This window comes from Marilutibacter spongiae, assembly GCF_014145325.1.
GTDB classification, from domain to species: Bacteria; Pseudomonadota; Gammaproteobacteria; order Xanthomonadales; family Xanthomonadaceae; genus Marilutibacter; species Marilutibacter spongiae.
The window spans coordinates 103,830-126,362 of the sequence record NZ_JACHTF010000009.1 but is presented as its reverse complement, the minus strand read 5'-3'; the positions used below and the strand labels follow the sequence as shown (position 1 = coordinate 126,362).

The 22,533-nt window shown below is 70.4% G+C and carries 23 protein-coding genes; 6 read left to right on the top strand and 17 right to left on the bottom strand.

The window, feature by feature from the left end:
- Together H4F98_RS09825 and ubiE are read right to left on the bottom strand one after the other, a co-directional pair.
- Positions 1-897 (bottom strand): DUF417 family protein, encoded by an 897-nt coding sequence (locus H4F98_RS09825; RefSeq protein ID WP_182687205.1) that lies wholly within the window; start codon positions 895-897, stop codon positions 1-3.
- A gap of 59 nt (positions 898-956) precedes the next feature.
- Positions 957-1,742 (bottom strand): bifunctional demethylmenaquinone methyltransferase/2-methoxy-6-polyprenyl-1,4-benzoquinol methylase UbiE, encoded by a 786-nt coding sequence (gene ubiE / locus H4F98_RS09820; RefSeq protein ID WP_182687203.1) that lies wholly within the window; start codon positions 1,740-1,742, stop codon positions 957-959.
- Between the two features lie 74 nt (positions 1,743-1,816).
- Between ubiE and H4F98_RS09815 the strand changes: the two genes are divergently transcribed.
- Entirely contained in the window at positions 1,817-2,320 is a 504-nt protein-coding gene (locus tag H4F98_RS09815; RefSeq protein WP_182687202.1) for a GNAT family N-acetyltransferase, read from the top strand.
- Positions 2,317-2,772: a nucleoside deaminase gene (locus H4F98_RS09810; RefSeq protein WP_182687200.1), complete on the top strand. Its 456-nt coding sequence runs from the start codon at positions 2,317-2,319 to the stop codon at positions 2,770-2,772. The genes H4F98_RS09815 and H4F98_RS09810 overlap by 4 nt, the downstream gene beginning before the upstream one ends.
- 88 nt (positions 2,773-2,860) lie before the next feature.
- Here H4F98_RS09810 and H4F98_RS09805 read toward each other — a convergent pair whose 3' ends face one another.
- The 15 genes from H4F98_RS09805 to H4F98_RS09735 all read right to left on the bottom strand — a co-directional run bounded on the left by H4F98_RS09805 (position 2,861) and on the right by H4F98_RS09735 (position 17,702).
- Complete coding sequence (locus tag H4F98_RS09805; RefSeq protein WP_182687198.1) at positions 2,861-3,787, bottom strand: hypothetical protein; 927 nt, start codon at positions 3,785-3,787, stop codon at positions 2,861-2,863.
- A 118-nt stretch (positions 3,788-3,905) separates the two neighbouring features.
- Positions 3,906-4,229 (bottom strand): helix-turn-helix domain-containing protein, encoded by a 324-nt coding sequence (locus tag H4F98_RS09800; protein WP_343064756.1) that lies wholly within the window; start codon positions 4,227-4,229, stop codon positions 3,906-3,908.
- A 254-nt stretch (positions 4,230-4,483) separates the two neighbouring features.
- Entirely contained in the window at positions 4,484-5,872 is a 1,389-nt protein-coding gene (gene hslU, locus H4F98_RS09795; RefSeq protein ID WP_182687194.1) for an ATP-dependent protease ATPase subunit HslU, read from the bottom strand.
- Between the two features lie 97 nt (positions 5,873-5,969).
- Positions 5,970-6,521, bottom strand: coding sequence for an ATP-dependent protease subunit HslV (gene hslV / locus H4F98_RS09790; RefSeq protein ID WP_141516990.1), 552 nt, complete (start codon positions 6,519-6,521; stop codon positions 5,970-5,972).
- 88 nt (positions 6,522-6,609) lie between these two features.
- Positions 6,610-7,497, bottom strand: a complete 888-nt coding sequence (gene xerC, locus H4F98_RS09785; protein ID WP_182687193.1) for a tyrosine recombinase XerC — start codon at positions 7,495-7,497, stop codon at positions 6,610-6,612.
- Positions 7,498-7,534: 37 nt separating this feature from the next.
- Positions 7,535-8,215, bottom strand: coding sequence for a DUF484 family protein (locus tag H4F98_RS09780; RefSeq protein ID WP_182687192.1), 681 nt, complete (start codon positions 8,213-8,215; stop codon positions 7,535-7,537).
- Positions 8,208-9,068 (bottom strand): diaminopimelate epimerase, encoded by an 861-nt coding sequence (gene dapF, locus H4F98_RS09775; RefSeq protein ID WP_246373060.1) that lies wholly within the window; start codon positions 9,066-9,068, stop codon positions 8,208-8,210. Before dapF ends, H4F98_RS09780 begins: the two co-directional genes overlap by 8 nt.
- Positions 9,065-9,268 (bottom strand): LPS translocon maturation chaperone LptM, encoded by a 204-nt coding sequence (lptM, locus tag H4F98_RS09770; RefSeq protein WP_182687191.1) that lies wholly within the window; start codon positions 9,266-9,268, stop codon positions 9,065-9,067. The genes dapF and lptM overlap by 4 nt, the downstream gene beginning before the upstream one ends.
- A 37-nt stretch (positions 9,269-9,305) precedes the next feature.
- Positions 9,306-9,683 carry a DUF454 family protein gene (locus tag H4F98_RS09765; protein ID WP_182687190.1) on the bottom strand — a complete coding sequence of 126 codons (378 nt, stop codon included), beginning with the start codon at positions 9,681-9,683 and terminating at the stop codon, positions 9,306-9,308.
- Position 9,684: 1 nt separating this feature from the next.
- Positions 9,685-10,497: an alpha/beta hydrolase gene (locus H4F98_RS09760; RefSeq protein WP_182687289.1), complete on the bottom strand. Its 813-nt coding sequence runs from the start codon at positions 10,495-10,497 to the stop codon at positions 9,685-9,687.
- A 5-nt stretch (positions 10,498-10,502) separates the two neighbouring features.
- Positions 10,503-12,689, bottom strand: coding sequence for a S9 family peptidase (locus H4F98_RS09755; RefSeq protein ID WP_182687189.1), 2,187 nt, complete (start codon positions 12,687-12,689; stop codon positions 10,503-10,505).
- Between the two features lie 428 nt (positions 12,690-13,117).
- Entirely contained in the window at positions 13,118-15,256 is a 2,139-nt protein-coding gene (locus tag H4F98_RS09750) for a prolyl oligopeptidase family serine peptidase (protein ID WP_182687188.1), read from the bottom strand.
- Positions 15,257-15,294: 38 nt separating this feature from the next.
- The gene (locus H4F98_RS09745; protein ID WP_182687187.1) at positions 15,295-15,705 is read right to left on the bottom strand and encodes a hypothetical protein; all 411 of its coding nucleotides are present in this window, start codon (positions 15,703-15,705) and stop codon (positions 15,295-15,297) included.
- Between the two features lie 81 nt (positions 15,706-15,786).
- Positions 15,787-16,728: a patatin-like phospholipase family protein gene (locus H4F98_RS09740; RefSeq protein ID WP_182687185.1), complete on the bottom strand. Its 942-nt coding sequence runs from the start codon at positions 16,726-16,728 to the stop codon at positions 15,787-15,789.
- Positions 16,729-16,736: 8 nt separating this feature from the next.
- Positions 16,737-17,702, bottom strand: a complete 966-nt coding sequence (locus tag H4F98_RS09735; protein ID WP_182687184.1) for a helix-turn-helix transcriptional regulator — start codon at positions 17,700-17,702, stop codon at positions 16,737-16,739.
- Between the two features lie 101 nt (positions 17,703-17,803).
- Between H4F98_RS09735 and H4F98_RS09730 the strand changes: the two genes are divergently transcribed.
- The 4 genes from H4F98_RS09730 (at position 17,804) to H4F98_RS09715 (ending at position 22,529) form a co-directional block, all read left to right on the top strand.
- Positions 17,804-18,406 (top strand): hypothetical protein, encoded by a 603-nt coding sequence (locus H4F98_RS09730; protein ID WP_182687182.1) that lies wholly within the window; start codon positions 17,804-17,806, stop codon positions 18,404-18,406.
- Between the two features lie 102 nt (positions 18,407-18,508).
- The gene (locus H4F98_RS09725) at positions 18,509-21,520 is read left to right on the top strand and encodes a molybdopterin oxidoreductase family protein (protein ID WP_182687179.1); all 3,012 of its coding nucleotides are present in this window, start codon (positions 18,509-18,511) and stop codon (positions 21,518-21,520) included.
- The gene (locus H4F98_RS09720) at positions 21,517-21,753 is read left to right on the top strand and encodes a hypothetical protein (RefSeq protein ID WP_182687178.1); all 237 of its coding nucleotides are present in this window, start codon (positions 21,517-21,519) and stop codon (positions 21,751-21,753) included. The genes H4F98_RS09725 and H4F98_RS09720 overlap by 4 nt, the downstream gene beginning before the upstream one ends.
- Positions 21,750-22,529, top strand: a complete 780-nt coding sequence (locus H4F98_RS09715) for a 4Fe-4S dicluster domain-containing protein (protein WP_182687176.1) — start codon at positions 21,750-21,752, stop codon at positions 22,527-22,529. The genes H4F98_RS09720 and H4F98_RS09715 overlap by 4 nt, the downstream gene beginning before the upstream one ends.
- The last annotated feature ends 4 nt before the right edge of the window (positions 22,530-22,533 follow it).

Below are 22,533 nucleotides of genomic sequence, written 5' to 3'. Positions count from 1 at the left end.
TCAGGCGCGCGTATCCGCCCGGCGGGCGGCGGCCACCAGCACCAGCGCGCCGGCCAGCAGGCCCAGGTCCTTGAGCAGGAACTGCCCGCTGCCGGCCACGTAGGGAAATCCGTGCCCCGGGGCCCAGGCAGGCGTGCTGAACAGGAAGCCGGTGGTCAGGGCATAGGTGGCCACGGCCATCGCCAGCCCCGGCAGTGCCCAGCGCGGTTGCCACAGCCACAGGCCGATGAGCGCCGCGGTCGCGAGCTCGACGACGCCGATCAGGTTGGACGCGCCCTGCACGTCGAGGCCCTCGTAGAGCCAGGCGAACAACGGGCTGTTGCGCATCAGCCCTTCCACGCCGCGCGCTTCATAGGCAGTGAACTTGAGCAGCCCGATCCACGCCAGTACCAGCAGCTGCCCCGCCCACAGGCCGCGCAGAGCCCAGCGCCGCCCTCCCCGCGTTCCGTTCCAGTGCGCCCAGAGCCCGAATCCGAGCGCCCCCAGGCCCAGGTGCTTGAGCAGTCCCTGTCCCGCGCCCAGGAACGGGAAGCCGTCGTAGGGCACGGCGTCGACCCACATCGCCGGCGAGGCCAGGGCCGGCATCTGCAGCCACCAGAACGCCGCCACCGCCAGGGCCACCCGGCCGCGGACGCGATCGGGCCAGACCGGCAGCAGGCCCAGGCCCAGCACGATCTGGACCGCGCCGAGCGCGGTGGCCACGGCGTGGGCACTCGCCGGCGACAAACCGGCACGCTCCACCAGCAGCTCCGCCGAGAACGGCAGGAACCCCATCGCCCCGAACCACAGCAGCAACAGCACCAGCACCGCCGCGGCGAACGCCCACGCGCGCGCCTCCATGCGTTGGCACGCAGGGTCGGCGATGGCTTCGGAGGGGACTCCGGTCGGGTCGGGCATGGCGGCGCTCCACGGGGCTCGGGGACGGATTCGTCCCGGCGTGCCCCGCGGTTACGCGCCTAGACCCTGTAGCCGGTGTGGATCGCGCAGATGCCGCCCGACAGGTTGCGATAGCGGCAGCGCGCGAAGCCGGCGGCCTCCATCATCGCCTGCAGTTCGGCCTGCGGCGGATGCTTGCGGATGCTCTCGGCCAGGTACTGGTAGCTGTCGGAATCGCCCGCGAACAGGCGGCCCAGCGCAGGCAGCACCTTGAACGAATGGAAGTCGTAGACCGGCTTGAACCAGTCGGCGGTGACTTCGGAGAACTCCAGTACCCGGGCCTGCCCGCCGACCTTCAGCACCCGGTGCATCTCGCGCAGCGCGGCATCCTTGTCGGTCACGTTGCGCAGGCCGAAGGCGATGGTGACCAGGTCGAAGCTGGCGTCCGGGAACGGCAGCTTCTCGGCGTTCACCTGCACGTACTCGAAGCCGCCGACGCGGCCCTTGTCCGTCATCCGGTCGCGCCCCACGCGCAGCATCTCGCCGTTGATGTCGCCCAGCACGATGCTGCCGGTCTCGCCGACGCGATCGCGCAGCAGGAGCGCGATGTCGCCGGTGCCGCCGGCCAGGTCGAGCACGCGATCCCCGCGCTTCACCTGCGCGGTCGACACGAAATAGCGCTTCCAGACCCGATGGATGCCCAGGCTCATCAGGTCGTTCATCAGGTCGTACTTGCCGGCGACCGAGGAGAAGACCTCGCCGACCAGCTTCTGCTTCTCGCCCACCGGCACGTCGCGAAAGCCGAAGTGGGTGGTGCCCGCGGCGGCCGGCTTCTCGTCCGGCGGAGTTGAATGCTGTTCGTTCATGCCCCGATTGTCGCCGATCCGGGGCGTGAAAGTCGCGGCCCCGTCGGCGGCGCGGACACTGGCATCATGTCCGCATGCACACACCGCCCACCCTTGATTGGCAGGCCCACGCCTTCGAGTCGCTGTCCCCCGGCCGCCTCTATGACCTGCTGCGCCTGCGCAGCGAGGTCTTCGTGGTCGAGCAGGCCTGCGCCTACCAGGACATCGACGGCAAGGACCGCCATCCCGACGCGTTGCACCTGCTGGGGATCGGCGAGGACGGCACGCTGGCGGCCTACCTGCGGATCCTGCCGCACGGCCTGGGCCACGGCGCGGCGACGTTCGCCGAACCCAGCATCGGCCGCGTGGTGACCGCGCCGGCCTGGCGGGGCCGGGGGCTGGGCGATCCGCTGCTGCGCGAAGGCATCGCCCATGCCCTGCGCCGCTGGCCGGGCACCGCGATCCGGCTCGGGGCCCAGTCACACCTGCAGGCCTATTACGCGCGCAACGGCTTCGCCCCCGCGTCCGCCCCTTACCTGGAGGACGGCATCCCGCACGTGGAGATGCTGCGCCCCGCCGACCCCGGAGACACGCGATGATCGAAACACCCGACTACCGGGCCCTGCTCGACACCGCCATCGACGAAGCCCGCGCCGGCCTCGCCGAGGGCGGCATCCCGATCGGCGCGGCGCTGTATCGCGACGACGGCACCCTGCTCGGCTGCGGCCACAACCGCCGCGTGCAGGAGGGCGATCCTTCGGTCCATGGCGAGACCGATGCCTTCCGCAAGGCCGGTCGCCAGCGCCGCTACCGCGACACCATCATGGTCACCACCCTCGCCCCCTGCTGGTACTGCAGCGGCCTGGTCAGGCAGTTCAACATCGGGACCGTGGTGGTCGGCGAGTCGGTCAACTTCCGCGGCGGCATCGACTGGCTGCGCGAGAACGGCACGCAGGTCGTCGACCTGGCCGACGAGCGTTGCATCGCGATGCTGGGCGACTGGATCGCCGCCCATCCCGAGGTGTGGAACGAGGACATCGGCGAGGACTGAGTCGCGCCCGCCTGGCCGCCGCGGCGGCCAGGCCCCGATCGGGCGGGGCGTACGGGCCCGTTCGGCGCCGCACCCCGCCCGCACGCACCTACTTGCGCGGCAGGGCGACCGGCTCGGCCGCCAGCACCGGCGAGGCATGCAGGCTGCGCGCCACCGACGCGAGCGCACGGGCGCCCTGGATGGAGGCGCTGTTGAGGCGTCGCACCTCCGCGTGGTCCTCGGCGGGCCGCCCCAGCGAGGCCATCTCGTCGCGGATCTTGCCCATCTGCGCCTTGATGCGCTCGCTGATGCCTTCCAGGCGGTCCATCTTGAAGTCGTACTGTTCGTCCATGATGTCGATCTTGGTGATCTGCAGCGACACCTGCGCAAGCTGCTGGGCGAAGGCTTCGAGCAGGTTCGACAGCGCCATCAGCCCGGTCATCTCCGCCTGCTTCTTGCCCTCGGCGAGCGAGTAGCGCGCGTCGAAGACGAAGATGGTCTGCACGATCGATTCGCGACCGAAGAAGTGCTTCTTGTCGTAGCCGTTCTCCACCACGGAAATGAACAGCGTCAGCCCCGGGGCAAGCGGCCGGGCGGCGAACTGCGACTTGGTCTCGATCGAGGTCCTGGAAGAGACGCCCCGCAACAGGCCCTGCACGGCCTCGAACGCGGCACCGGCGATGAGCTGGTTGATGCCGGCGATCTTCTTGATCGCTTCCGTCGCGCCCACCGCATCCTCGTCCGACGAGGTCCCCTTGGGCTTCTCGCCGCCGAGCAGGGCATTGCGGCAGGTATCGATCATCCCGTTGATCGTGTCCAGGTTCCATTCGCTGACGCAGGACTGGTGCGAGAACGAGCCCATGAGCATGGACACGTCGTCGTTGCCATACGGTGCGTAATGCTCCTTCACCGAGGTCCTGATCAACTCACGATGCTTGTCGACTTCCGCGTCGAGATCCTTGCGCATGGTGGCGACGAAGTCCTTGAACTTGTCGTTCTCCCTGGCCATGCTTTCGATGCTTTTCGAGCGTCCCATGTTCAACTCCTTTGACTGGTCGGAGCCCCGGACGGGGCGCCTTCGCCAGTCTCCCGGCCCCGCTCGCGGCGGCACAAGCGAAAGCGCTTGAACCACGCTCTTTTGCATTGAGTGCCGCTCAACCGCGCGAGTCGAGCTCGCGCAACAGCAGGCTCAGGTGCCGTCGGGTGCTCTCACTCAGGGCGCGCAACGGCAGGGGTTCGGAGTCAACGCCACGCCGTGCGCCCGCCTCGATGCCGCCCCTTCCCAGCAAGAGCCAGTCGGCGGACACCTCCAGGTACTCGCACAACGCGATCGCGTTGGCCAGGCTCATCGGGCCGCCCTGGCACCAGCGCGACACCGCGCCTTCGGTCACGCCCAGCGCCGCCGCCAGGACGCAGTGCTTGCCCACGCCCCGCCGGGACATGGCCGTGCGGATCCTTCGTCCCCTGTCGGTCGGCATCGCGTCGCGGCTCCTTCGCATCCCTGCGGCCGGCGCGACGAGATGCGTCGCGCGGCGGCGTTGCCCCAATAGCGTCGTACAGGCGGCCAGCGTGAACCCGGCGTTCCGGAAACGTGACAGCGCCCCGGCGTGGTCGTGGCGTCCCCCTGTTCCGGGACACCGGCCGAGCACGCGACGAGATCCTGCGAACAGGCGCGGGCCAGCGCGCTTCGCGGCGCGCGTGGCGGATCACGCTGCGCCGCGACGGGCTCGCGCTAGAGGATGTAGCGGCTCAGGTCGGGATCCTGAACCAGTTCGCCCAGGTGCTCGTCGACGTAGGCGCGGTCGATGACGACCGCCTGGCCATCGCGGTCGGGCGCTTCGTAGCTGAGCACGTCGAGCAGGCGCTCGAGCACCGTGTGCAGGCGACGCGCGCCGATGTTCTCCTGGCGCTCGTTGACGGTCGCGGCGATCTCGGCGAGCCGGTCGATCGCATCGTCGGTGAACGACAGGCCCAGGCCCTCGGTCTTCATCAGCTCGACGTACTGCGTGGTCAGCGCGGCGCGCGGCTCGGTCAGGATGCGGACGAAGTCCTCCTTGCTGAGCGCGCCCAGCTCCACCCGGATCGGGAAGCGCCCCTGCAGTTCCGGGATCAGGTCGCTGGGCTTGGCCAGGTGGAAGGCGCCCGACGCGATGAACAGGATGTGGTCGGTCTTGACCGAGCCGTACTTGGTGCTCACCGTCGAGCCTTCCACCAGCGGCAACAGGTCCCGCTGCACGCCCTCGCGGCTGACGTCGCCGCCGCCGACGTTCTCGCCGCGCTTGGCGACCTTGTCGATCTCGTCGATGAAGACGATGCCGTGCTGCTCGCAGGCCTCAATGGCCGCCTCGCGCACTTCGTCCTCGTTGACCAGGCGCGCGGCCTCGTCCTCGACCAGTTGCTTGCGCGCGGCCTTGATCGGCAGGGTCTTCTTGTGGGTCTTGCCGCCGGAAACCTGCGAGAACATCTGCCGCAACTGCTGGCCCATCTCCTCCATCCCGGGCGGCGCCATGATGTCCACGCCGACGTTGACGGCGGCCTCGATCTCGATCTCGCGCTCGTCCAGTTCGCCGGCGCGCAACTGGCGGCGCAGCTTGCTGCGGGTGGCGTCGTCGGGGGCATTGGCCTGGGCCGAAGGCTCGTCCTTCGCCGCTTCGGCGACGCTGAAGCCGAACGAGGTCGCATTGCCGCTGCGGCGCGGCAGCAGGGCGTCGAGGATGCGGTCCTCGGCGCGCTCCTCGGCCTGGGTGCGCACGCGCGCCTTGGCCTGCTCGCGGTACAGCTTGACCGCGGTGTCGGCGAGGTCGCGGACGATCTGCTCGACGTCCTTGCCGACGTAGCCCACCTCGGTGAAGCGCGTCGCCTCGACCTTCACGAAGGGCGCGTTCGCCAGGGTCGCCAGGCGCCGCGCGATCTCGGTCTTGCCGACGCCGGTGGGGCCGATCATGAGGATGTTCTTGGGCATGACCTCGTTGCGCAGCGCGTCGTCGAGCTGGGCGCGGCGCCAGCGGTTGCGCAGCGCGATCGCGACGGCGCGCTTGGCCGCGTGCTGGCCGACGATGTGGCGATCGAGCTCCTGCACGATCTCGCGCGGGGTCATGGTGGCTGAAGTGTGATTGGTCATGTGCGATTGGTGATCCGTCGGGGGAGGGGGAGGCGTTCGACGCGAGCGTGAAGGGATGGCGGCGCGTTCCCGCGAACCACCCATCCCTGCATACGAATCACAGCTCTTCGACCACTACGTTGCGGTTGGTGTAGATGCAGACGTCGCCGGCGATGTTGATCGCTTCGCTGGCGATGCTGCGCGCGTCGAGCGCGGTGTGCGCCATCAGGGCGCGCGCGGCGGACAGCGCGTACATGCCGCCCGAGCCGATGGCGATGATGCCGTCCTCGGGCTCGATCACGTCGCCGGTGCCGCTGATGACCAGCGAGGTTTCCTTGTCGGCGACCGCGAGCAGGGCCTCGAGCTTGCCCAGGCGACGCTCGGTGCGCCAGTCCTTGGCCATCTCCACGGCGGCGCGGGTCAGCTGGCCGTGTTTTTCAAGCTTGGCCTCGAACAGCTCGAACAGGGTGAACGCGTCCGCCGCTGCACCGGCGAAGCCGGCGAGCACCTGGCCATCGCGGCCGAGCCGGCGCACCTTGCGCGCGTTGGACTTCATCACCGTGTTGCCGAGCGTGACCTGGCCATCGCCGGCGACCGCGACGCGCCCGTCGCGGCGCACCGAGACGATGGTGGTGGCGTGGAATACGTGGGGGTTCTGGCTGGGATCCATCGCAGTCTCCGGGGTCGAATCGACTGGATGGGGTCTGGCGGTCGCGGGGACAAGGGCGGACGGGGTTCCGTTCAGCCGCCGGCGCGTCCTATTCGTCTTCGTCCGTCGGGCGCCGGTGGGCGCGCGGATGCGCGTCGTCGTAGACACGCGCCAGGTGCTGGTAGTCCAGGTGGGTGTAGATCTGCGTGGTGGCGATGTCGGCGTGCCCCAGCAGCTCCTGCACGCCGCGCAGGTCGCCGGACGATTCGAGGATGTGGCTGGCGAAGGAGTGCCGCAGCAGGTGCGGATGCACGCGCTTGAACAGGCCCTGTTGCAGGGCGAGCTTGCGCAGGCGCAGCTGAACCGCGCGCGGGGTGATGGGGCCATTGCGCCCGGGGAACACCGGGTCGCCCTCGCCCGCCGGGCCGGCCGCGCGCCAGTCGGCGAGCGCCGCGCGCGCGTGCGAACCCAGGGGCACGCTGCGCTGCTTGCCGCCCTTGCCGAGCACGGTGACCAGGGCGTCGGCCAGGTCGAGGTCGCGCCAGCGCAGCGCGCACAGTTCCGACAGGCGCAGGCCCGAGGAATAGAACAGCTCCAGCAGGGCGCGATCGCGCAGGCCCAGCGGTGCGTCGGTCGGAACCTCGACCAGCGCCTTGGCCTCGTCGGGATCGAGCACCTGCGGCAGCTTGCGTGGCGCCTTCGGCGCGCGGATCGCGGCGGCCGGGCTGGCGGCGATCCGGCCCTGGCGGAGCAGCCAGCCGTAGAAGCTGCGACACGCCGACAGACGGCGCTGCAGGCTCTTGGGCGAGAGGCCGCGACGGTGCTCGGCGGCGATGAACGCCCGGACCCCTTCGGCGTCCAGGGCCAGCACGTCCAGCCCATGGGTCGCGCTCCAGTCGCCCAGCGCGGCGAGGTCGCGGCGGTAGGCGTCGAGCGTGTGCGCGGACACCTGCCGTTCGACGGCGAGATGGTCCAGGAAGTCGTCGATCGCGCTCATCGTCGTGGCGCCGGCGGGCCCGCCGGGTCGTGCCGCGTCAGTCGCGGTCCGCGTAACGCGCCAGGGCCGCGACCAGCGACTCGCCCATCATGCGCAGGAACAGCGTGCCCATGCCGGGGAAGAAGCGGTTGGGGTCGTGGCTGCCCACCGCCACCAGACCGACGCCGGGCAGCGGCAGCAACGCGGACGACTGCACCTCTTCCACGCGCGGACCGTAGAGCAGCGCGTTCTTTTCCGGCTGCAGGCGTCCGCAGATCGGCTCGCCGTCGGCCAGGCAGTCGCGGAACGGGGCCAGCGCGTCGGCATCGGCCGCCACGACCTGCAACCAGTCGGCGTCCTCGACGCCGGCGACCGGCTGCAGCATGACCAGGCGCACGAGGTCGCCGCTGAACTCCTCCGACAGGGTTGCCGCCATCGCCTTCAGCGTGTCGGCGGCGTTCTGCTGGCGCATCAGTGCCAGCGCGAGCTGGTGCGTGCGCACCGCGAGCCGTTCGTTCTCCTGGGCGTTGCCGAACAGTTCCTGCAGTCGCCGCGACAGTTCGCGGTTCTTGTCGCGCAGGACGTCGAGCTGGTAGCTCGCCAGGGATGCCGCGGAGCCTTCGTCGCGCGGCACCACCAGGCTGATCGCCAGGTCGGGGAACTGCCGGAGGAAGTTGGGATGCCGGCGCAGCCAGGCCGCGACCTCGTGTGCGCCCAGCTTCTCCTCGATCTCATTCATCACGCCATTCTCCTTCGAAAACGAATGCGGCCGGTCCGCTCATCGCGACGGAGGCGTCGGCGGCGGGCCATTCGATGTCCAGCGTGCCGCCCGGCAATTCGATGGCGACGGCGCGGTCGACGCGACCGCGCCGCATCAGCAGCACGGCCGCGGCGCATGCACCACTGCCGCAAGCCAGGGTCTCGCCCACGCCGCGCTCGTACACCCGCAGGCGTATCCGGTCGCGCGCGACCACCTGGGCGAAGCCGACGTTCACCGACTCCGGGAACACGCCGTCGCGCTGCAGCGCCGCGCCCACCCGGGCGACCGGCGCAGCGTCGATGTCCTCGACCTCGACCAGCGCATGCGGGTTGCCCATCGACACCGCGCCGAAGGACGGCAGCGCCGCGTCGCCGGCGACGTAGGCCCCCTGCTCGCCGCCGGAGGCGCGCAGCGGGATGCGCTCGGGGCGGAACTCGGGCATGCCCATCCCGACGCGGAAGCGGTCGCCGCCGAGGCGCGCCACCTCGTGGTGGCCGGCCGGGCTGTCGAGCGCGAAGCGGTCGCCGGTGGCCGCGCCGTCGCGGACCAGCCAGGCAGCCACGCAGCGCGCGCCGTTGCCGCACTGCTGCGAGCGCGACCCATCGGCGTTCCAGATGCCGTAGGCCGCCACGGCGCCGGGCGATACCGGATCCTCGATGGTGAGGATCTGGTCGCAACCGACCCCGGTGTGCCGGTCGGCCAGGGCCCGGCACAGGTCGGGCGCGGGCGACGGGCGGCCGCCGCGCAGGTCGAGCACGACGAAGTCGTTGCCGGCCCCGTGCATCTTGCTGAAGCGCAGGCCGGCCCCGGGCGGGGCGGCGGGCGTGTTCATCGCGTCGCGGACCCGTCGTCCTCGTCCGACGCCGGGTCGGCCGGCAAGGCCTCCGCGTCCACCGGATCGGTGGCGGGGGCTTCGTCGGGCATTTCGATCACCGGTGCCTCCACCGGTGCCTGGACCAGCGGTCCCTTGTTGCCGCAGGCCGCGAGGGCCAGCGCCAGGAAGATCATCGACAGGGCTGTGCGTGCGTTCATGCCGGCAGTGTAGCCCGCCCTCCGGACGCTGCGAAGCTCAAGCCGCCGGCGGTTCAGGACGCCGCCACAACCAGGCTGCGACGATGGCCATGATCGCGGTGCCGGTGGCGGCCATCCAGGCCCGTGGCGCGGTCAGGAACATGATGCCCGCGCACAGCGACATCATCACCGTCGCCAGCCACTTGGCGCGGCGACTGACCGCACCATGGGCTTCCCAGTCGCGGATCATCGGCCCGAAGCGACGGTCGTCGAGCAGGCGCCGGTGCAGCTTTTCCGAGCCGCGGGCCGCGGCGAACGCCGACAGCAGGACGAAGGGCACCGTCGGCAGGCCGGGCAACACGATCCCGACCAGGCCCAGCGCCAGGCTGGCGTAGGCCAGCAGCCACCAGGCCCAGCGGAAGCGCCGTGCGGCCACGTCAGGGCCCTGCGGGCGGCGCGAGCACGCTCCGGAACGCCGCCAGCGCGGCTGGATGGTAGACCGTGTGATGGTGCTCGGCCGGCATGTCCCGATATTCCACCGACAAGCCCGGCAGGGCGCCCAGCGCCGTCGCCAGCGCCGCGGTCGGGCCGGCGATGCCCGCCTGGTCGCTGTTGGCCAGGAAGACGGTCGCCGAGCCCGGCGCCAGCCCCGCCAACGCGGGCGCGGCACGCCTGGCGAGCGCGCCGCCGTTCCACCACAGGCTGGGATCGATCGCGATGTAGGTATCGAACATCCCAGGCGCCTCGACCAGGGTCTCGACCACGAAGAGGCCGGCGAGCGATTCGCCGACGATCGCCGACTCGTCCGTCACCCGATAGCGCCGCGCGATCTCGGGCATCAGCTCATTGGCGATGAAGCGCCGGAACGCGGTCGAGCCGCCGACGTTCGGGGCGATCTCGCGGTCCTCGGCCATTTCCGTCGGGCCGGTCATGTCCCGTCGCCGTTCGGTGTTCTCGATGCCCACCAGCAGGAACGGGCGCGTGGTGCCGTTCATGCTGCCGACCTGGAGCAGGCCGGCGACATGCAGGAAGTCCTCGCCCAGGCCGCCGTCGGGCATGTACAGCACGGGCAACGCGGTGCCGGCCTCGACGGTCGGCCGGTAGACGTTGATGCGGCGCGTCTCGCCGAGGATCGCGCTGTCGAGGTTGAAGCCGTCGCCGATCACCAGCGGCTGCGCGGCCGGTTCCGCGGCCACGGCGGGCGCGACGCCCGCCAGCAGCACCAGGAGCGACAGCGCGGCGGCCCGCAGGGCCTTCATCGCGCGACGGCCTGCGTCACGCCGAGGCGGTCGAGCATGAAGGCGTACATCTCCGCGCGTTCGCGGTAGCGCCGGAAGCGACCGGACTTGCCGCCGTGGCCGGCCTCCATGTTGGTGCGGAACACGACGGTGTTGCCGGAGGTGTCGACGTCGCGCAGGCGCGCCACGTACTTGGCCGGCTCCCAGTACTGCACCTGCGAGTCCCACAGCCCGGTGCCGACGTACATCGCCGGATACGCCTGGGCCTTGAGGTTGTCGTACGGCGAGTAGGTGAGCATGTAGTCGTAGTACTTCTTCTGCTCGGGGTTGCCCCACTCGTCGTACTCGTTGGTCGTCAGCGGGATGCTGGGATCGAGCATGGTGGTGACCACGTCGACGAAGGGCACCTGCGACAGGATCACGTCGTAGTCCGCCGGCGCCATGTTCGCGATCGCGCCCATCAACAGGCCGCCGGCGCTGCCGCCGTAGGCGGCGACGCGGTCGGGCGCGGCGTACTTGTGTTCGACCAGGTAACGGGTGACGTCGATGAAGTCGGTGAAGGTGTTCTTCTTGTTGAACAGCTTGCCGTTGTCGTACCAGTCGCGGCCCATCTCCTGGCCACCGCGGATGTGCGCGATGGCATAGACCATGCCGCGATCGAGCAGGCTGACCACCGTGCTGTTGAAGCCCGGGTCGGTCGAGGACCCGTAGCTGCCGTAGGCGTACTGCAGCATCGCCGCGGTGCCGTCGCGCTCGAAGCCCTTCCGGTACACCAGCGACACCGGCACCCGGGTGCCGTCGCGCGCGGTCGCCCAGAGGCGTTCTGTGACGTAGCGGGAGGGGTCGTAGCCGAGCACCGGCTCCTGCTTGAGCTGGCGGCGCTCGCCGCTGCGGACGTTGAGCTCGTATACCGTGGCCGGCGTGGTCATCGAGGTATAGCTGTAGCGCAGCCACTCGCTGTCGGGTTCCGGGTTGGCCGACAGGCCCATCGAGTACGCCGGCTCGTCGGCCTTCACGTATTCCGAATCGCCGTCGGCCTGGCCGGGCTCGCCACGCACCAGGCGCAGGCGCTCCAGGCCTTCGGAGCGTTCGGCGATCGCGGCGAAGCCGTCGAACAGCTCGACACCGTCGATGAAGACGTCGTCGCGGTGCGCGATCCAGTCCTGCCAGTCCGCGCGGGAGGTGCTGCCGGTGGGCGCGGTGACGACCTTGAAGTTGCGCGCGCCATCGGCATTGGTCCGGATCACCCAGCGGCCGTCGTGATGGTCGGCGTCGTACTCGACGTCGCGCTCGCGCGGCGCCAGCACGACGAACTCGCCGGGCGCGGCCGCGGGCGTGCAGCGCATCTCGCTGGACACGGTGCTCTCGACGCCGATGCAGATGAACTGGTCGTCGCGGGTGCGGCCGATACCCATGTAGAAGCTGTCGTCCTTCTCTTCGTACACTAGGACGTCGTCGGCCACCGGCGTGCCCAGGACGTGCTTCTTTACGCGGACGGTGAGCAGGGTCTCGGGGTCGTTCTCGACGTAGAACAGGGTGCGGTTGTCGTCGGCCCAGATCAGGTTGGCCGACACGCCCTTGATCTGGTCCGGATACAGTTCGCCGGTCTCCAGGTCCTTGATTCGCACGGTGTACTGGCGGCGGCCGTTGAGGTCCTCGGCATAGGCGAGCAGGCGGTTGTCGGGGCTGACTTCGCGGTCGCTGACCGCGTAGTAGTCCTTGCCCGCGGCCAGGGCGTTGAGGTCGAGCATCACCTCCTCGCCCGCGAAGTCGCCGGCGTCGGTGGCCTTCTGGATGGACGCGGCATCCACGCCCGGGCCGTCCTTGCGGCGGGCGTGCACCGGATAGTCCTGGCCGGTCTCGAAGCGGGTGTAATACCAGTAACCACGATCGCGGTACGGCACCGAGCTGTCGTCCTGCTTGATGCGGCCGACGATTTCGTCGTACAGGCGGTCCTCGAGCGGCTTGAGCGGCGCCATCACGGCGTCGGTGTAAGCGTTCTCGGCCTCCAGGTAGGCCAGCATGGCCTTGTCCTCGCGGGCATCGTCGCGGAGCCAGTAATACTCGTCCTGGCGTTCGGCGCCATGCGGCGCCTTGACCACGTGCGGGCGCTTTTCGACGTCGGGCGGGGCGGGCAGCTCGTTGGCGGGCGTCTGGGTGGACAGGGTCATGAGGATGGCGGCTAGCAGCAGGCTGGGTTTCATGGGATGGGGTCCGGGACGGGGTTTCGCAACGGTGGCCCCGAAGGTAGCGCGTTCGGCGGCGTTCGGCACATGCCGGGTGGCACGGTGGGCCTGGGTGGGGTCCGCCGGGGATCCGTCGGCGTCGCGCCGGGGATTTCCCCCGAAGGCATCACCGCAGGGCGGGGCGAGCCGAAGGCGATACCCACCGTGGCTTCCGGCGAGGACGTGCGGTGGGTGTTGCTTCGCGCAATCCGTCTTACGAGGCTGTCGTGCTCAGCGGCGTAGCCCGGGCAAGCGAAGCGCACCCGGGACCGCGACATGAGGGGCCACGCGAGGTGCGCCCAGGGGCCTGCAAAACGCCGGGGAGGATTCCCGGAACCGGACCGCGCAAACGGCAACGGCGGGGCCTGCGCCCCGCCGTTGCTGCAAGACACGCGTGGCGCGTGGGCTTACTCGGCCAGCTCCTTCCACAGGAAGGTGAAGGCCAGCGCGCTCATGTGCGCCGCCTGTGCATTGTTGGCGGCGCCGCCGTGGCCACCTTCTATGTTCTCGTAGTAGCGCACGTCCTTGTCGGCGTCGAGCATCTGCGCCGCCATCTTGCGCGCGTGGCCCGGATGCACGCGGTCGTCGCGGGTGGAGGTCATGAAGATCGTCGGCGGGTACTGCTTGCCGGGATCGAACAGGTGGTAGGGCGAGAAGGTCTTGATGAAGGACCAGTCGGCGGTGTCCGGATCGCCGTACTCGGCCATCCAAGAAGCACCGGCCAGCAGGTGGCTGTAGCGCTTCATGTCGAGCAGCGGCACCTGGCAGACGATCGCGCCGAACAGCTCGGGATACTGGGTGAGCATGTTGCCCATCAGCAGGCCGCCGTTGCTGCCGCCCTGCGCGCCCAGGTGCGCGGGCGAGGTGATGCCGGTCGCGACCAGGTCGCGGGCGACGGCGGCGAAGTCCTCGTAGGCCTTGTGGCGGTTCGCCTTCAGCGCGGCCTGGTGCCACTTCGGGCCGTACTCGCCGCCACCGCGGATGTTGGCGACCGCGTAGACGCCGCCCTTCTCCAGCCAGCCCTTGCCGACCGTCGCCGAATAACCCGGCGTGAGGGACACCTCGAAGCCGCCATAGCCGTAAAGCAGGGTCGGCGCCTTGCCGTTGCGCTCGAGGTTGCGGGGACGGACCAGGAAGTACGGCACGCGGGTGCCGTCCTCGCTGGTGGCGAAGTGCTGCTCGACCACGTCCGTGGACGCATCGAAGAAGGCCGGCATCGACTTCAGCGGTTCGGGCGCCTTGCCGACCTCGACCAGCGACAGGGTCGTCGGGGTCAGGTAGCTGGTGACGGTCATCCAGACCGCGTCGCTTTCGTCGGCGTCGACCGCGCTGATGCCAACGGTCCCCAGCTCCGGCGCGCCGGGGAACTCACTGCGGGCCCAGGCGCCCTCGCCCGGGGTCAGCAGCTCGAGCTTGCTGCTGACGTTGTCCAACACATTGAGGACGAGGTGGTTGCGGGTCCAGGCGTGGCTGGCCAGCGACGTCTCCGCGGTGGGCTCGAACAGCACCGTGAAATCGCGCTTGCCGGCCATGAAGGCGTCGAAGTCCATCGCGATCAGGCTGCCGGCCGGATAGGTGGTTTCACCGTCCTGGTCGTCGGTCACGGTGTAGGGCTCGCGGGGTTCCAGCAGCAGCCATTCGCGATGCACGGACTTGTTGACGGAGTTGGGGACGTCGATCTTCGCCAGCGAGCCGTCTGCCGCGCGCAGGTACAGCTCGTCGTTGTAGAAGGCCAGGGTGCGGCTGACGAAGTCGCGCTCGAAGCCCGGGGTGTCGTCGTGGAAGGCGGCGATGTACATGTCCTCGGCCTGGCCTTCGTAGACCACCTCCGCCGCCGACAGCGGCGTGCCGCGCTTCCAGGCCTTGACGATGCGCGGATAACCCGAGGGCGTCATCGAGCCGGGGCCGAAATCGGTGTAGACGAAGACGGTGTCGCGATCGATCCAGCCCAGCCCGCCCTTGGCCTCCGGCCGGAAGAAGCCGTCCTCGACCCAGCTCTTGCTGGCCATGTCGAACTCGCGAGTCACGTCGGCGTCGGCGCCGCCGCGCGAAAGCGCGATCAGGCAGCGGTCGTAGTCCGGGCGCAGGCAGTCGGCGCCATGCCAGACCCAGTTCTCGCCTTCGGCCTTGTTGAGCGCGTCGAGGTCGAGCACGGTCTCCCACTGCGGCGAGGCCTTGCGATACTCGTCCAGCGTGGTCCGGCGCCACAGGCCGCGCTCATGCTGCTTGTCCTTCCAGAAGTTGTAGTAGTAGTCGCCGATCTTCTGCACGCCCGGGATCTTGGCGTCGGAGTCGAGGATGGTGCGGATGTCGGACTCCAGCGCCTTGAAGGCGGGCGTGGCGGCGAGTTCGGCCTCGGTCCGGGCGTTCTCGCCCTTGACCCAGTCCATCGGCTTGTCGCCAGTGACGTCTTCCAGCCACTGGTAGGTATCGTTCACGGGTGCCTCCTGGGCGTGGGCGGTGCCCACCGCCCCGGCGAGCAGGCCGGTCGATGCGAGGCTGGCGGAGATCAGCAGGGTCTGGCAGGCATGCGACAGCTTGGGCATGGGCAGGGTCCGGTGGGCATGGATTGAAGCCCGGAACGCTAGCACACGCCGGCCACCCCACCCCCGTGCCTGCGGTCACGATGGGCAACCCCGTGGAGCAGTGCCGGATCAGGCGGCCAGGCGGGGGCCGGGCGACGCGCGCGCGACACGACCGGATCGCGGCGGCGCGCCTGCGGTGGGCGACGGCGGGACCATCGCGCGGCGGGGGACGCAGGCGCGCGCCGACCCGGGAACGCGAAGCGATGCGCGGCCCACCAGGCGACCAGGGGCATGACCAGCAGCCACAGCGGCAGCCAACCGAGTTGCGGGTGGCTGCCGCGCGCTTCGGGCACCATCAACAGCAGCAGCGCGCCGATGGCCACGGCGCCACGCAGCACTTCGTCCAGCAGCGGATGGGGGCGTGTCGACGACGTACGGGGGATGGAACGGCGGGCATGGACGGTCTGCATGGCGTGGCTCCCTGGCGGTGTGGAGCCACTCTCCCGCGCCGGCATCTCACCGGCTAAGACGGCGCCCTCGCGGCCACCGGATCAGTAACCGGCAGCGTCCAGTGCCCTGTCGGCCTCGGCGCGCCCCAGCTCGATCAACTCGCCCGCGCGCCAGAATTCGTAGAACTGGCAGGCATCGCGTGGGATGCGGATGACCAGCTCCGGCGGGTCCAGGGCCAGTTGCACGCGCGCGATCTGCGCCTGCATGGTGTCCAGCGAGCGCGCCATCAGCTCGCTCAGGCCCATGTGCGCGGCGCGCACGCTGAGCCCTTGTTCGCCGCCTTCGGCGGCCGCCCCGCCCTCCTCGCCCAGGCCCACCCAGCGCGCCAGGCGCCGGTGCCAGCGGGCGCCCTCGGCGCTTGCGGCATCGCCTTCCAGCTCGGCCGGCGTGCCCGGCGGGCGCTGCGGCCAGCCATGCATGTCGACGGCGATCAGGCGATGCGCATCCGACAGGCGGGTCGCGGCGATCGGCAGCGGCGCCAGCAGGCCGCCATCGACCAGCTCCCGGCCGTGCACCACGTGCGGGGTGAACACGCCGGGGATCGCGATCGAGGCGCGCACCGCGTCCCACAGGTCGCCCTCGCGCAGCCAGACCTCGCGCTGCCGCATCAGGTCCACCGCGACCGCGGTGAAGTCCACGTCCAGGTCCTCGATCCGGGGCGCACCGGTCAGCTCGCGCAGCGCCGCCATCAGGCGGTCGCCTTCGAACAGCGCCGCGCGGCCGAAGGCCGGATCGAGCAGGCGCAGCATCTGCGCGCGGCTCAGCGTCAGCAGCCATTCGCGGTAGACCTCCAGCTTGCCGGCGGCGAACAGGCCGCCCACCAGGGCGCCGCTGGACGACCCGGCGACCGCGACGATCTGCATGCCCCGCGCCTGCAGCGCCTCGATCACGCCGATCTGGGCCAGGCCGCGCGCACCGCCCGAGCCGAGCACCAGCGCGACCCGCTCCTGCCGTTGGATCCTGGGGGCGTCCGCCGCTGCCATCGTCGCGCTCAGTCGTACTGGCTGAGCGCGAGCGACAGCAGCGCGCGCGCCTGCTCGCGCAGCACCGGCGGCTCGACGATCTCCGCGTCGCTGCCGTAATGCAGCACGTCCATCAGCAGTTCGCGCCCGTTGCTGTAGGGAATCTTGAGTTCGTAGCGGCCATCGGGCAGGAAGCGTCCCTGCTGCTGCGAGTGCCAGTGCTCGTCGGCCACCCAGCGCGCGGCCTTGGCGTTGAACACGATGGTCGCCCAGCCCTTGGGCGTGCCCGAGAAGATGCCGTAGCTCGAGGCGAGCTGGGTGTCGAGCTCCTCGTCGGGGACGTCGCGGGCCTCCTCGTCGAGCAGCCGGGCGGCGGTGATGCGATCGACGGCGAAGCTGCGCAGGGCGTCGCGGGTGTGGTCCCAGGCATCGAGGTACCAGTTGTCGCGGTAGTGCGTCAGGCGCTGCGGCGAGACGGTGCGGCGCGTGGCCTCGTCGGTCGAGCGGGCGCGATAGTCGAAGGCCAGCTGCTTGCGGTCGAGCACCGCGGTGGCGACGTTGCGGAAGGCATGCTCATCCAGCCTGCGGGTCCGGTGCGGGACCACCCGCACGCGCTCGACCGGCACGCGACGACCGCCGGCGTGCTCGTCGAGCAGCTTCTCGATGCGGTGCTGCAGGGGCGCAAGCGCGTTGGACAGCACCCCGCCGCCGCTGCGCATCAGCAATTGCTGGGCGGCGAGCAGCGAGTGCAGCTCCTGCGAGCTGAGCCACAGGCCGGGCAGTTCGAAGCGGTCCTTCTCGCTGGCGTCGTAGTTGAAGCCGGCCTCGCCGTTGCCGACCACCGGCGCCATCAGGAAGTCGCGCAGGTAGGCCAGGTCGCGGTAGGCGGTCGCGCGCGAGCATTCCAGTTCTTCCATCAGGCGCTGCACGGTGACCGGGTAGCGGGCATTGGAGAGGATGCGGTGGAGGGCGTGGATGCGTTCGATGCGTTCCATGGATGCAGCTTTCCGGCGGGGGAGTTGGCAGGTTACGACGGCTTGTTGCGTTTAGCATGGCATTGCCCGGCCATCGGGCGCCATCGAGGAAGGAGTCGCGAATGGAGTCCAGGACCCGTCTACGCGCGCGGATGCGCGCATCGTTCCTGCTGGCGGCGGGCGCGCTGCTTGCGTTCCAGGCCGCCGCCGCGGGACCGCGCGAGGAGTTGCACGAGGCGTATGAACGCTTCCTGGCGGCCACCAGCTTCCGTGCATCGCTCACCGACGTGGCCAAGGGCAAGACCCTGACCGAAATGGAGTTCGTGGCGCCCGACCGCTATCGGGTCAGCGTCCAGGGCGGGCCCAGCCAGCTGGTCATCGGCGACGCGATGTACATGGACATGGGCGGCCGCACGATGAAACTGCCCATGCCCGCCGGCAACCTCGTCGGCCAGTACCGCAGCCGCGAGGCGCTGGAGGCGCTGGAACGCGACCTGGTGGTCGATGCGTTGGGCGCCGACAGCGTCGACGGCGAGCCGGCGAAGGTCTACCACTACGTCACCACCCAGCATGGACGCGCCGACGTGAAGGCCTGGATCTCGGACCGTTCCGGCCTGCCGCTGCAGCTCGAGACCACCGGCAAGGCGGACGGCAAATCGCAGACCGTGCGCATCCGCTACCGCGATTTCAACGATCCCTCCATCCGGATCGCCGCGCCCGACTGAACGCCGTCGCGTCGCGCTTGCGGACCCCGGGCATCGCCCCGCAGCGGCGGCGCCGTACCGCGCCCCTCGCCAGCCCGGGCCGGTCGGCGCACAATACGCGCCATGCCCGGTTCCAGCCCGCTCGGCCCCGTCGAGCCCGCCATCGACCTCTCGCCCACGCCGGGCGAGGAGGTCAAGACCACCACCTGCTACATGTGCGCCTGCCGTTGTGGCATCAAGGTGTGGCTGCAGGACGGGCGCATCCGCTACATCCAGGGCAACCCCGCGCACCCGGTCAACCAGGGCGTGCTGTGCGCCAAGGGCTCGGCCGGGATCATGCAGCACTACTCGCCGGCCCGACTGGACAAGCCCCTGCTGCGCGTGGGCGAGCGCGGCTCCGGTGAGTTCCGCGAGATCGAGTGGGACGAGGCGATGGCCATCGCCACCGGCTGGCTGGCGCCAATCCGCGAGCGCAATCCCGACGAACTGGCGTTCTTCACCGGGCGCGACCAGTCCCAGGCCCTCACCGGCTGGTGGGCGCAACAGTTCGGCACGGTCAACTACGCCGCGCACGGCGGCTTCTGCTCGGTGAACATGGCCGCCGGCGGCCTGTACACGCTGGGCGGCAGCTTCTGGGAATTCGGCGAACCCGACTGGGAACGCACGCGCTACCTGATGCTCTGGGGCGTGGCCGAGGACCACGATTCGAACCCGATCAAGCTGGGCTTGGGCAAGGTCAAGGCCAATGGCGCCAAGATCGTCGCGGTGAATCCGGTGCGCAGCGGTTATGGCGCCATCGCCGATGAGTGGATCGGCATCCGCCCGGGCACCGACGGCCTGTTCGCGTTCGCCTTGATCCACGAACTGCTGAAGGCCGATCGCATCGACCTCGACTACCTGGTCCGCTACACCAACGCCCATTGGCTGGTGGTGCGCGATCCCGGCGGGCCGGAAGACGGCCTGTTCGCGCGCGACGCCGAAGGCCGGCCCCTGTGCTGGAACCGCGATGCCGGCCGCGCCGTCGACGCAGCGGCCACCGGCACTTCGCCGGCCGTGGTGGGGTCCTACCGGCTGCCGGACGGGCGCAGTGCGACGCCGGTGTTCCACCTCACCGCCGAGCGTTACCTGGACCCGGAGTATTCGCCCGATGCGGTCAGCGCGCGCTGCGGCATCCCGGCCGCGACCATCCGCCGGATCGCCCGGGAGCTGGCCGAAGCCGCCTTCGACCACGAAATCCGCCTGCCGGTCGCCTGGACCGATGCCTGGGGCCGCGAGCACGACGAAATGGTCGGCCGGCCGGTGTCGATGCATGCCATGCGCGGCATCAGCGCGCACAGCAACGGCTTCCATACCTGCCGTGCCCTGCACCTGCTGCAACTGCTGCTGGGCGCGGTCGACACACCCGGTTCGTTCCGCTACCAGCCGCCCTTCCCCAAGCCGATCCCGCCGCCAAACCGGCCCGGCAAGGCGCGCCAGGACAACGGCGTGCTGGACGCGGCGCCGCTGGGCTTCGTGCATGGGCCGGAGGACCTGGTCGTCGATGCCCACGGCAACCCACGCCGCATCGACCACGCCTACTCCTGGGCCTATCCGCTGTCGGCGCACGGCATGATGCACACCGTCATCCGCAACGCCTGGGCCGGCGACCCGTACCGCATCGACACCCTGTTGATGTTCATGGCCAACATGGGCTGGAACTCGGCGATGAACACCGCCGAGACGATCGGCTGGCTGACCGACCGCGACGCGAACGGCGAATACCGCATCCCGCGCATCATCTACTCCGATGCCTATGCCTCGGAGATGGTCGCCTACGCCGACCTGGTGCTGCCCGACACGACCTACCTGGAGCGCTTCGACGCGATCAGCATGCTCGACCGGCCGATCTCCGATGCCGACGGCGCCGCCGACGCGATCCGCCACCCGGTGCTGGACCCGGCGAAGCAGCGCCTGCGTGCCGATGGAACGCCGCGCGACGTCCGCGGCTTCCAGTCGGTGCTGATCGACCTGGGCACGCGGCTGGGGCTGCCCGGCCTGGTCAACGAGGACGGCTCGGCGCGCTACCGCGACTACGCCGACTACATCACCCACCACGAACGCGCCCCCGGGGTCGGCCTGCTGGCGGGCTGGCGGCGCGGCCTGGTCGATGGCGCGCCGGGCGAGGTCGAGGCCAAGGGCCAGCCCAACCCCGAGCAGCTGCAACGCTATATCGAGCACGGCGGTTTCTGGCGCAGCGAGATCCCCGAGCACGCGCGTTACTTCAAGATGGCCAACCGCGGCTACCTCGACTGGGCGCAGCACATGGGCTTCCTTGGCCACGGCGACCCGATCGTGCTGCAGCTGTACTCGGAGACGATGCAGAAGTTCCGCCTGGCCGCCCAGGGCCATGGCCCGCACCAGCCGCCCGAGGCGCACCGCGCGCGCGTGGCGACGTACTTCGACCCGCTGCCGACCTGGTACGAGCCATTCGAAGGCGCCCAGGTTTCAAAGACCCCCTCACCGGGGGAGCGGGGTCGGGGTCCGGGCACGACAGCCGACGCCCCCCCCTCCCGCGCTTCGCGCCACCTTCTCCCGGAGGGCGAAGGGAAGGACCCGTTCCCGCTGTCGGCAGTCACCCAGCGACCGATGTTCATGTACCACGCCTGGGGCTCGCAGAACGCCTGGCTGCGGCAGATCACCGCGCGCAACTACCTGTACCTGCATCCCGACACCGGCGCCCGCCACGGCATCGCCGACGAGGACTGGATCACCGTGGCCTCGCACCACGGCGAGATCACCGTGCAGGCCAAGTTCGCCGCCAACGTGCAGCCCGACACGGTGTGGACCTGGAACGCGATCGGCAAGCGCAAGGGCGCCTGGCGCCTGGACAAGGACGCACCCGAGGCGCGCAAGGGCTTCCTGCTCAACCACCTGATTTCCGACATCACCCCGCGCGGCGACTACGCCAACGCCGATCCCGTCACCGGCCAGGCCGCCTGGTTCGACCTGCGGGTCCGCATCGCCCCTGCCCCCGCGGGCACCGGGGGCGAGAGCACGCCACGCTTTCCCGCGATCGATTTCGGCCGCGCCGAGCCCGGCCCGCTGCGCTACGGCGCCGGGTTCCGCGCCGCGCGCCACCAGGAGGAGTCCACGTGAGCCCACCCGCCCCGCCCTCGCGCCGCATCGCCGGCTGGACCTGCGTGGCCATGGGCTTCGCCCTGGTCGTGCTGCTGGGACTGGGCGTGATCGGCCCCGGGACGGGCGATCCGCCCCCGGCGTCGCTGGGCGCCGCGCTGATGGGCCTGGTGCCGACGCTGGCGCTGGCCGTGGTGGCGTTCGTCGCCGGCCTGCTGCTGTTGCGCGGCGGCCGCGGGAGCACGCGTCGATGACCGGCCTGCCGCCCCCGGGCAAGAAGAAGATGGGCCTGGTCATCGACCTGGACACCTGCGTCGGCTGCCACGCCTGCGCGGTGAGCTGCAAGGAATGGAACGCCGGCGGCTTCGCCGCGCCGCTGACCGACGAGGACCCCTACGGCAAGTCGCCCTCCGGGGTATGGTTCAACCGGGTGCACAGCTACGAGATCGCGCCCGGCGGCGGTTGCGGGGACGGCGCAGCGGCGCCGCAACCGGCGATGACGCTGCATTTCCCGCGCTCGTGCCTGCACTGCGAGGAGCCGGCCTGCGTCACCGTGTGCCCCACCGGCGCCAGCTACAAGCGCGCCGAGGACGGCATCGTCCTGGTCGACGAGGACAAGTGCATCGGCTGCAAGCTGTGCTCGTGGGCCTGTCCGTACGGCGCGCGCGAGTACAGCGAGGTCGAGGGCGTGATGAAGAAATGCACCCTGTGCATCGACCGCATCTACAACGAGAACCTCGAGGAGGCCGAACGCCAGCCCGCCTGCGTGCAGGCCTGCCCGACCCGCGCACGCCACTTCGGCGACCTGGCCGACCCGGACTCGAAGGTATCGCGACTGGTCGCCGAGCGCGGCGGCGTCGACCTGATGCCGACGCTGGGCTACAAGCCCACCAACCAGTACCTGCCGCCGCGACCCCGTCGCACCGGACCGGCGGGCGAAGCCGACGGCCGCGGGCCGGCCGACGAGGCCCTGGACAGCGCCGCGTTGCCGCCGGTGCTGCGCTGGCTCGACCGCGTCCTGAGCCGCTGACGGA